Source organism: Sphingomonas sp. CCH9-E2 (assembly GCF_001557215.1).
In the GTDB taxonomy this organism is placed as follows: domain Bacteria; phylum Pseudomonadota; class Alphaproteobacteria; order Sphingomonadales; family Sphingomonadaceae; genus Sphingomonas.
Genome location: NZ_LSJM01000415.1, coordinates 1 through 8,485, shown reverse-complemented (window position 1 = coordinate 8,485; position 8,485 = coordinate 1). Strand labels below are relative to the sequence as shown.

Annotated in this window: 8 protein-coding genes and 1 pseudogene; 4 read left to right on the top strand and 5 right to left on the bottom strand. The window is 67.1% G+C overall.

Annotation, left to right across the window (positions count from 1 at the left end):
• Together AX681_RS18750 and AX681_RS22660 are read right to left on the bottom strand one after the other, a co-directional pair.
• Positions 1-1,178 (bottom strand): annotated as a pseudogene (locus tag AX681_RS18750) (hypothetical protein); the annotation flags it as partial.
• Positions 1,159-1,296 carry a hypothetical protein gene (locus AX681_RS22660; RefSeq protein WP_197422048.1) on the bottom strand — a complete coding sequence of 46 codons (138 nt, stop codon included), beginning with the start codon at positions 1,294-1,296 and terminating at the stop codon, positions 1,159-1,161. The pseudogene AX681_RS18750 and the gene AX681_RS22660, both read right to left, overlap by 20 nt.
• 80 nt (positions 1,297-1,376) lie before the next feature.
• On the opposite strand from AX681_RS22660, the gene AX681_RS18745 reads away from it, so the two are divergent.
• Both AX681_RS18745 and aroB read left to right on the top strand, forming a co-directional pair.
• On the top strand, positions 1,377-1,916 hold the full coding sequence (locus tag AX681_RS18745) for a shikimate kinase (protein ID WP_066664242.1): 540 nt from the start codon (positions 1,377-1,379) through the stop codon (positions 1,914-1,916).
• Positions 1,913-3,013, top strand: a complete 1,101-nt coding sequence (gene aroB / locus AX681_RS18740; RefSeq protein ID WP_066664244.1) for a 3-dehydroquinate synthase — start codon at positions 1,913-1,915, stop codon at positions 3,011-3,013. The genes AX681_RS18745 and aroB overlap by 4 nt, the downstream gene beginning before the upstream one ends.
• Before the next feature lie 100 nt (positions 3,014-3,113).
• Here aroB and dnaA read toward each other — a convergent pair whose 3' ends face one another.
• The 3 genes from dnaA to mutM form a co-directional block, all read right to left on the bottom strand.
• Complete coding sequence (gene dnaA / locus AX681_RS18735) at positions 3,114-4,472, bottom strand: chromosomal replication initiator protein DnaA (RefSeq protein WP_066664246.1); 1,359 nt, start codon at positions 4,470-4,472, stop codon at positions 3,114-3,116.
• Positions 4,473-4,931: 459 nt separating this feature from the next.
• Positions 4,932-5,195 (bottom strand): 30S ribosomal protein S20, encoded by a 264-nt coding sequence (rpsT, locus tag AX681_RS18730; RefSeq protein ID WP_066664248.1) that lies wholly within the window; start codon positions 5,193-5,195, stop codon positions 4,932-4,934.
• 132 nt (positions 5,196-5,327) lie between these two features.
• Positions 5,328-6,140 carry a bifunctional DNA-formamidopyrimidine glycosylase/DNA-(apurinic or apyrimidinic site) lyase gene (gene mutM, locus AX681_RS18725; RefSeq protein ID WP_066664251.1) on the bottom strand — a complete coding sequence of 271 codons (813 nt, stop codon included), beginning with the start codon at positions 6,138-6,140 and terminating at the stop codon, positions 5,328-5,330.
• Between the two features lie 55 nt (positions 6,141-6,195).
• On the opposite strand from mutM, the gene AX681_RS18720 reads away from it, so the two are divergent.
• Together AX681_RS18720 and ubiB are read left to right on the top strand one after the other, a co-directional pair.
• Positions 6,196-6,927 (top strand): class I SAM-dependent methyltransferase, encoded by a 732-nt coding sequence (locus tag AX681_RS18720; protein ID WP_066664256.1) that lies wholly within the window; start codon positions 6,196-6,198, stop codon positions 6,925-6,927.
• 136 nt (positions 6,928-7,063) lie between these two features.
• Positions 7,064-8,485, top strand: a 1,422-nt coding sequence (ubiB, locus tag AX681_RS18715) for a 2-polyprenylphenol 6-hydroxylase (RefSeq protein WP_066682609.1), incomplete at its 3' end; no start/stop codon positions are given.

The following is an 8,485-nucleotide window of genomic DNA, read 5'->3' as shown; positions in this document are numbered from 1 at the left end:
GCGGTGAAGGCGGCGCGCAGATCGCGGGCGACCGCGACTTCGGCGATGGAGGGATCTTCCTGCGCCTCGATCTCGCCGTACAGGTCGGTCAGTGCCTGGCTGGAGAACACGCCCTGGCTCGCCGCCGCCTCGGCCGCAGCGGCGCGGTCGCGCAGGCCCAGCATCGGGGCGGTCGCGCGCCAGTAGCGCAGTTGCGGCCCGGCAGTGCCGTACAGCCGCTCGGGCACATCGGTGTCGGACGCGACCGCGAGGCCCCAGCGCCACGCGCTGATCCGGTCCACAGCGTCCCACTCGACCGTCACTGCGCGACGCCCCGACACGCCCATGCCGACCAGCTTTTCAGCGAGCAGCACATCCACTGCATTGCCCATGCGGCGACGGCTGGCGTCGATCAGTGGCCCGGCCTTGCTCGGATCGCCGTCGAGCCCGGCGCAGATCGCCTCCGCCAGCCGCCAGTTGCGGTCGGGCGCGGTGTCGAGCGCGGGCTGAACCATGGGGCACATGCCGCCGGGATCGGCGGTGGCGAGCATCGCCTGCATCGCGACCTGAAACATCTTGGGGGTATAGTTGGCGATGTCGACCGACTGGACCAGCGCGCGGGCGGCGTCCGCCTCACCCATGCGGATCAGCAGCCACGCGCGCTCGGCAGCGAAATCCGCGCCGTTGAGGCCGCGCGGGGTGTTCACGCGCGACAGCAGTGCGCGGCGCAGCGCGATCGACAGCCAGCGTGACGCGACCGGCGCATCGGTGCGGCGCATCAGCGTCTGGAGGAAGCCGCCATCGGCGTTTCCGAAAGCAGCCACGGGCAGGCCGTCGCTCGCGGGCGACGACGGCCCGACCTGCGCCAGCGAGCGCTTGGCAAAGTCGGGCAGTTCGTAGCGGGCGATCGTCGCGTAATCGAGTTCGCCCGCTTCTTCGGGTGCAACGCCCGGGGCTGCAGCCGTGGAATTGCCAAGCTCGCCCGGCAGTGCGGCCGGCACATCGCTGCGTGGCGCGGTCGTCGGCCCGGCTGCGGGGGCCGGAGCGGGTGCGGGCGCCGGAGCGGGTGCCGGAACCGGATCGTCGAAGCCCGGCGGGAGCAGCGATTCGGGGCGATCCTGCCCCAGCGCGGGAATCCCGACGCCGGCAGCGACCACCAGAACGGCGGCGAGCGCGGTCTTAGTTCGCGAGATTTTCAAGCGGGACGACCTTCTCGACGCGCGCCGGCTGCTTCTCCGTATCGCGACCGGCGAGGAAAAACAGTCCGCCGATCAACAGGATAGCGACAATGACGATGATGATGAGCGAACGGGACATCGACCCCCTCAAACCGGTTCTGATTACAGGCACCGGGCCTTTTGCCCGAGCGCGATGCTCGCTGTATAGCCCCCGCGACCATGCTGCAAACCCACCCCGCCAATCCTGGACCGATTACCCGCCCGATCGTGCTGATCGGCCTGATGGGCGTGGGCAAAACCACGGTGGGCCGCCGTCTGGCGCAGCGGCTCAAACTGCCGTTTGTCGATGCGGACGCGGAGATCGAGGCGGCGGCAGGGATGACCGTCGCCGAGATCTTCGAGCGATTCGGCGAACCGCATTTCCGCGACGGCGAACGCCGCGTGATCGCGCGGCTGATCGACGGCGAACCCAAGGTAATCGCGACCGGCGGCGGCGCTTTCCTCAACGACGAGACCCGCGCGTTGATCCTTGACCAGGCGACCGCAATCTGGCTGGACGCCGCGCCCAAGGTCTTGGCCGAACGCGTCGCCAAGCGCGACCATCGCCCGCTGCTGCGCGGAAAGGATCCGTTGAAAGTGCTCACCGAACTCGCCGAAATCCGCAACCCGATCTACGCGCTCGCCCCGATCCATGTGGTGAGCAAGGTCGCACCGCACGAAGCGACGGTGAGCGCGATCCTGGCGGAGCTGGGCCGGTGACGGTCGTTCCGGTCGCGCTGGGCGCACGCAGCTATGAGGTGCGCATTGCCAGCGGGCTGCTGACTCAGGCCGCGGAGCAGCTGGCACCACTGTCGCGCGGGCGGCCGTTCGTCATCGTCACCGATGCCAATGTCGCGCCGCATGCCGCGCGGCTCGCGGCACTGCTGCACCATGGTGGCCTCACGAGCGACATCATCACGCTGCCGGCGGGCGAGGCGACCAAGAGCTGGGGGCAGCTCGAAGCACTGACCGACGCGCTGCTCGACCGGGGCATCGAGCGCGGCGACCATGTCATCGCGCTGGGCGGCGGGGTGATCGGCGATCTGGTCGGCTTTGCCACGTCGATCCTCAAGCGCGGCTGCAATTTCGTGCAGATCCCGACGACGCTGCTGGCGCAGGTCGATAGCTCGGTCGGTGGCAAGACCGCGATCAACAGCCGCGCGGGCAAGAATCTGATCGGCGCGTTCCACCAGCCGTCGCTGGTGCTGATCGATCCGGACCTGCTCGACACGCTGCCGCTCCGCGACCTGCGCGCGGGCTATGCCGAGGTCGTGAAATATGGCCTGATCGACGATTTCGATTTTTTCGAGTGGTGCGAGGCCAATGGCGCGGCGCTGCTCGCGGGAGACCCGGCGGCGCGCGAAACTGCGATCGCGCATTCGGTCGCTGCCAAGGCGCGGATCGTTGCAGCGGACGAGCGCGAGACGACCGGGGTGCGCGCGCTGCTCAACCTCGGTCACACCTTCGGCCATGCGCTGGAGGCGGAGACGGGTTTCTCCGACGCGCTGCTGCATGGCGAGGGCGTCGCTGCCGGGATGGCGCTGGCCTTTGCCTATTCGGCGCGGCGCGGCCTGTGCCCGGGGCAGGACGCCGAGCGGGTCGCGGCACATCTGAAAGCGATGGACATGCCCCACGATCTCGCCAGCGCCGGGATCACCGCGTCAGGCGCGACGCTGGTCGGCCATATGCTGCACGACAAGAAGATGGACGCCGGCACCCTGCCCTTCCTGCTCGCACGCGGGATCGGGCAGACTTATCTCGACAAGCAGGTCGACCTGGCGGACGTCGCGGCGTTTCTGGACGAACTGCCGCGCTGACCCCGGCCGCGCACCGGGCCACAAAGCTTGGGGTGGAGGGTATGTAGTTCCGGGGGGAATACCCCCCACCCCGGCGTCCCCCCGCAGGGAGACGCAAGCTTCAGGCCTCGAGTTGCCGCATCAGGCTGCGGACGGCACCGTCGATCTCGCTGTCGGTGCCGCGCAATTCTTCGATGCGGCGGACAGCGTGGATCACGGTGGAATGGTCACGGTTGCCGAACTTGCGGCCGATTTCGGGTAGCGAGCGCGTGGTCAGGCGCTTGGCGAGGTACATCGCGATCTGGCGCGGGCGGGCAATGGCGACCGCGCGGCGCTGCGACACGAGGTCGAGCTGCTTGACGTCGAAGTGGCTCGACACCGCCTTCTGGATCTCGTCGATCGTCACGCGGCGCTGGCTGCCGCGCAGCGCTTCGCCGAGCACGCTTTCGGCGAATTCGATCGTCACAACCTCGTTGTTGAGCTGGGCATAGGCGACGAGACGGTTGAGCGCGCCTTCGAGTTCGCGCACCGACGAGCTGATCCGCGCGGCGAGCAGGTCGAGCACGTCCGACGGCACCGACGCACCCGGCATATCCTCAAGCTTGCGGTCGAGGATGGTGCGGCGCAGGCCCAATTCGGCCGGCTTGATATCGGCGGCCAGGCCCGAGCCGAGGCGCGAGGCGAGGCGGGTTTCGATCCCCTCCAGCGCCAGCGGGCTGCGATCGGCGGCGATCACGAGGCGCTTCCCCTCGCGCATGAATTCGTCGACCGTATGGAAGAATTCTTCCTGGGTCGATTCCTTGCCGGCGATGAACTGAAGATCGTCGATCATCAGCAGGTCGACGCCGCGCAGCCGCGCCTTGAACGCGTAGGTGTCCTTCTCCCGCACCGCGCGCACGAATTCGAACATGAAGCGTTCGGCCGGCATGTAGATCGCGGTCGCATCGGGGCAGGCGTCCATGAACGCATGGCCGATCGCGTGCATCAGGTGCGTCTTGCCCTGGCCGGTGTTGCTGTGGAGGTAGAGCGGGCTGAAGCGCGGCTTGCCCGGTTCGGCCAGCGCCTTGGCGGCGTTAAAGGCGACGCGGTTGGTGGTGTCGACTACGAACCGGTCGAAGGTGAAGCGCGAATCGAGATTGGGACGCTCGCCCGCTCCGGCCTGGGCCGAGGGCGTGACGGGCTCCGCCGCAGCGACCGCAGGGGTCGCCGTTGCGAGTTCGCGAGTCGCACGTGCATCGACGGTCTCGATCGAAACCGTGCGCACACCGGGAAGCTGCGCACGAAATTCCATCATCAGCCGGTCGGCATAATGATTCTTGACCCAATTGGTCATGAAGGCGGACGGCAGGCCGAGGCGGACGGTTTCAGCGTCCTCGCCCGGGATCAGCACGATCGGCTTCAGCCACTGGTCGAACAGCCGCTGGCCTGCGGAAAGTCGCAGATTGCCCCGCACGCGTGTCCAGGCCTTGGCTTGATCCATCTTCCAGTTGCCCCCGACTACACCATCCCGCGCGCGCAACCCGTGCGCACACACCGACCCCATCGCGAAAGCACGGCCTTCGCGTCCGAATTTTCGTTCAGGCAAAAGGATCCCACAGGCGGAATCACACCCGCTGCTGTTCGGTACCCTCGCTGATTCCGCCGACCAGAACGCTGCGGCGGAAGTCCGTTTTAGGGACGCCTTTCTGAGTCGATCAAGAGGGCAGCATGTAAAGAATCTGAAATAAGTAGGGTTGACTCACTCAACCCCCCGGAAAACCGTTATTCTTGAGATAATGCGTTGTTTTTAAGCAAGTTAACTCAATCGTTACAACTGCGTTACGGCGCGACTCATGGTTATTCCTTGATTCGCGCGATCATGACCTGGCCGGGGCCGGACATATGAAAAGCCCCGCCGACACAGGGTCGGCAGGGCCAATTTCCGGTCGCTGAAGCAGATTCAGCCGAGCGCGGCGAGGCGCTTCGTCAGACGCGAGAATTTGCGCGCGGCGGTGTTCTTGTGAACCACGCCCTTGGCGACGCCGCGCGCCAGCTCCGGCTGCATCGCCTTGAGCGCGGTTTCCGCTGCCGCCTTGTCGCCGCTGGTCAGCGCGCTCTCGGCCTTCTTGATGAAGGTACGGATGCGGCCGACGCGGGCGCCGTTGACTTCGGCGCGGCGTTCGTTGCGGCGGATGCGCTTCTTGGCTTGCGGCGTGTTCGCCATGAATCTTCGTTCCTGTTTTCAATGCGAAAAGAGGCGCGGATTTCCGTCCCACGCCTCGGGAAAGCGCGCCCCTTAGCGAGGGCGGGTGATTCGGTCAACCGGTAACGGGCGGCAACGCCGCGCGACCACTCCCTATTTCTGGCATTTCGGGCACCAGAAGGTCGAGCGCCCGCCCTCGGCGTAACGCGCCACCGTCCCACCGCAATCGCACGGTTCGCCCTCACGCCCATAGACTTTGAACTGCTTCGAGAAATAGCCGAGCTCGCCATCGGGCTGAACATAGTCGCGCAGGGTCGATCCACCCGCTTCAATCGCCAATTCGAGCACGCCGTGCACCGCCGTGACCAGCCGCTGCAACTGCGGGCGGGTCAGCGATCCGCCGCTGCGCTTGGGCGAGATGCGCGATTCGTGCAGCGCCTCGCACACATAGATATTGCCCAGGCCCGCGACGATCCGCTGGTCGAGCAGCAGCAATTTGATCGACGCCACCCGCCCGACCAGCGCCTGGCGCAGGTGATCGGCGGTGAAGTGCTGCCCGAGCGGTTCCGGCCCCAGTGCGGCGAAGGGCGGCCACGCTCCGACATCGGCCGTGGGCATCAGATCGACCGACCCGAATCGCCGCGCATCGTTGAGCGCCAGCCGCCGCCCCGCCTCGGTCTCGATCAGCAGATGATCGTGCGTCAGCAGGTCCGCCGGATCGATTCGCCAGCGTCCCGACATGCCGAGGTGAAAGATCATCGTGTCACCGCGATCGGTGTCGATCAGACCATATTTGGCGCGCCGCCCCAGCGCGGTCACCGTCGCTCCGGTGAGCCGCTGCCCCAGATCGACCGGCATCGCGCGGCGCAGATCGGGGCGGCGCAGCTGGACGCGCGCGATGCGCTGGCCATGCAGTGCGGGGGTCAGTCCCCGGACGGTGGTTTCGACTTCGGGAAGCTCGGGCATTTTGTCCAGCTAAGCGGGCTTTGCCGCGCCCACAAGGGCGGCTAAGGGCTTGGCCATGACCGACACCGTCTCCTTTGGCTATGAAGAGGTTGCCCCCGACGAAAAGACCCGTCGCGTCGGCGGCGTCTTTTCCAGCGTGGCCTCGCGCTATGATCTCATGAACGACGCGATGTCGGGCGGCCTGCACCGCGTGTGGAAGGACGTGTTCGTCCGCCGCGTGAAGCCGCGCGCGGGCGAGGCGATCCTCGACATGGCCGGCGGCACCGGCGACATTGCGTTCCGCATGGCCGAACATGGCGCGGCGGTGACCGTGGCCGACATCAACCCGGACATGCTGGCGGTGGGGATCGAGCGCGCGGCCAAGCGCGGGATCGACGGCCTCGTCTGGAGCGAGGCGAATGCCGAGACGCTGCAATGGCCCGACCGCTTCTTCGACGCCTATACGATCGCCTTCGGCATCCGGAACGTCACCGACATCCCGGCCGCGCTGCGCGAAGCGCATCGCGTGCTGCGCCGTGGGGGCCGGTTCTTCGTGCTCGAATTCTCGACCACGTTGTGGCCGGGATTCGCGGACGTATACGATGCCTATTCGCACCGGCTGGTGCCCAAGCTCGGCGAGCTGCTCGCGGGCGACGCCGACAGCTACCGCTATCTGGTCGAATCGATCCGGCGCTTTCCGGACATGCCGACGTTCGAGGCGATGATCAAAGATGCGGGCTTCGTTCAGACGAGGGTCGAACCGATGCTGGGCGGACTGGTCGCCATTCATAGCGGCTGGAAGATTTGATGGTCCTTCTGTTAGATCCTCCCCTGCAAGGGGAGGTGGCATGCCGAAGGCATGACGAAGGGGTGTCGCGCCATCGAGAGGGGAACACCCCTCCGTCGCGCTACGCGCGCCACCTCCCCTTGCAGGGGAGGATTGTTTGACCGCTCCCGCCGTTCATCTGTGGCGCCTCCTGAAATGGGGCCGCACGCTGGCGCGCCACGGCGCGCTGCGTGGGATCGAGCGCGACCGCAACACGCCCGCTCCGGTCCGCCGCCTCGCGCGCATCGCCCGGTTCGGCGCGCGCGTGCCCGAAGTGCCGCGCTATGCCGATGCGCTGCAAGCGATCGGCCCGGCAGCGATCAAGCTCGGCCAGACGCTCGCCACCCGCCCCGACCTGATCGGCGAAGCGGCGGCGCACGACCTGCTCCGCCTGCAGGATGCCCTGCCCCCGGTCCCGTTCGCGGTGATCCGCGCGGCGATGGAGGACAGCTTCGGTCGGCCGATCACGGATCTGTTCCAGTCGGTCGAGGAAACCCCGATCGGCGCCGCATCGATCGCGCAGGTCCACCGCGCGATCACCACCGACGGCCGCCAGGTCGCGGTCAAGGTGCTGCGCCCGGGGATCGAGGCGGAATTCGCGCGCGCCATCGATACCTATGAATGGGCCGCGGCTCAGGTCGAAGGGATGGGCGGCGAGGCATCGCGCCTGCGCCCGCGCCTTGTCATCGAAACCTTCAAGCGCTGGACCGCGCGCGAGCTGGACCTGCGGCGCGAGGCGGCGTCGGCGTCGGAGCTGGCCGAATCGATGGAGGCGGAGCCCGACTTCACGGTCCCCGCAATCGACTGGCAGCGCAGCACCGGCAAGGTGATGACGCTGGAATGGATCAACGGCATCAAGCTGTCGGACCGCGACGGCCTGATCGCCGCCGGACACGATACCGAGAAGCTGGCGCACACCCTCGTCCGGGCGTTTCTGCGGCAGGCGATTTCGGAGGGCTTTTTCCACGCCGACATGCACCAAGGCAATTTGTTCGCCCTGCCCGGCGACCGGATCGCGGCGATCGATTTCGGGATCATGGGGCGGATCGACCGACGTGCGCGGGTGTGGCTGGCAGAAATTCTCTACGGCCTGATCACCGGCAATTACCGCCGCGTCGCCGAGATCCATTTCGAGGCGGGCTATGTCCCCCCGCATCACAATGTCGCAGAGTTCGCGACGGCGCTGCGCGCGGTGGGCGAGCCGATGCGCGGGCTGGCGGTCAAGGACATGAGCGTCGGCATGATGCTGGACAGCCTGTTCAACATCACCCGCGATTTCGACATGCAGACCCAGCCGCACCTGCTGCTGCTGCAAAAGACGATGGTGATGGTCGAGGGCGTCGCGACGCGGCTGCACCCCGACATCAATCTGTGGGACAGCGCCGCGCCGTTCGTGCGCGAATGGATCCGCACCGAATTGGGGCCGGAAGCGTTCATCGCCGACCGGATTTCGGAAGACCTCAAGACGCTCGCGCGGCTGCCCAAGCTGATCCGCAATATCGAACGCCACTTTCCCGATCCCGGCGGTGCGCCACCCGCC

Excerpts from the sequence above, each read along its gene's own strand:
- AX681_RS22660 (WP_197422048.1), bottom strand. The coding sequence starts at position 1,296 with ATGTCCCGTTCGCTCATCATCATCGTCATTGTCGCTATCCTGTTGATC.
- AX681_RS18745 (WP_066664242.1), top strand. The coding sequence starts at position 1,377 with ATGCTGCAAACCCACCCCGCCAATCCTGGACCGATTACCCGCCCGATC.
- dnaA (WP_066664246.1), bottom strand. The coding sequence starts at position 4,472 with ATGGATCAAGCCAAGGCCTGGACACGCGTGCGGGGCAATCTGCGACTT.
- rpsT (WP_066664248.1), bottom strand. The coding sequence starts at position 5,195 with ATGGCGAACACGCCGCAAGCCAAGAAGCGCATCCGCCGCAACGAACGC.
- mutM (WP_066664251.1), bottom strand. The coding sequence starts at position 6,140 with ATGCCCGAGCTTCCCGAAGTCGAAACCACCGTCCGGGGACTGACCCCC.
- AX681_RS18720 (WP_066664256.1), top strand. The coding sequence starts at position 6,196 with ATGACCGACACCGTCTCCTTTGGCTATGAAGAGGTTGCCCCCGACGAA.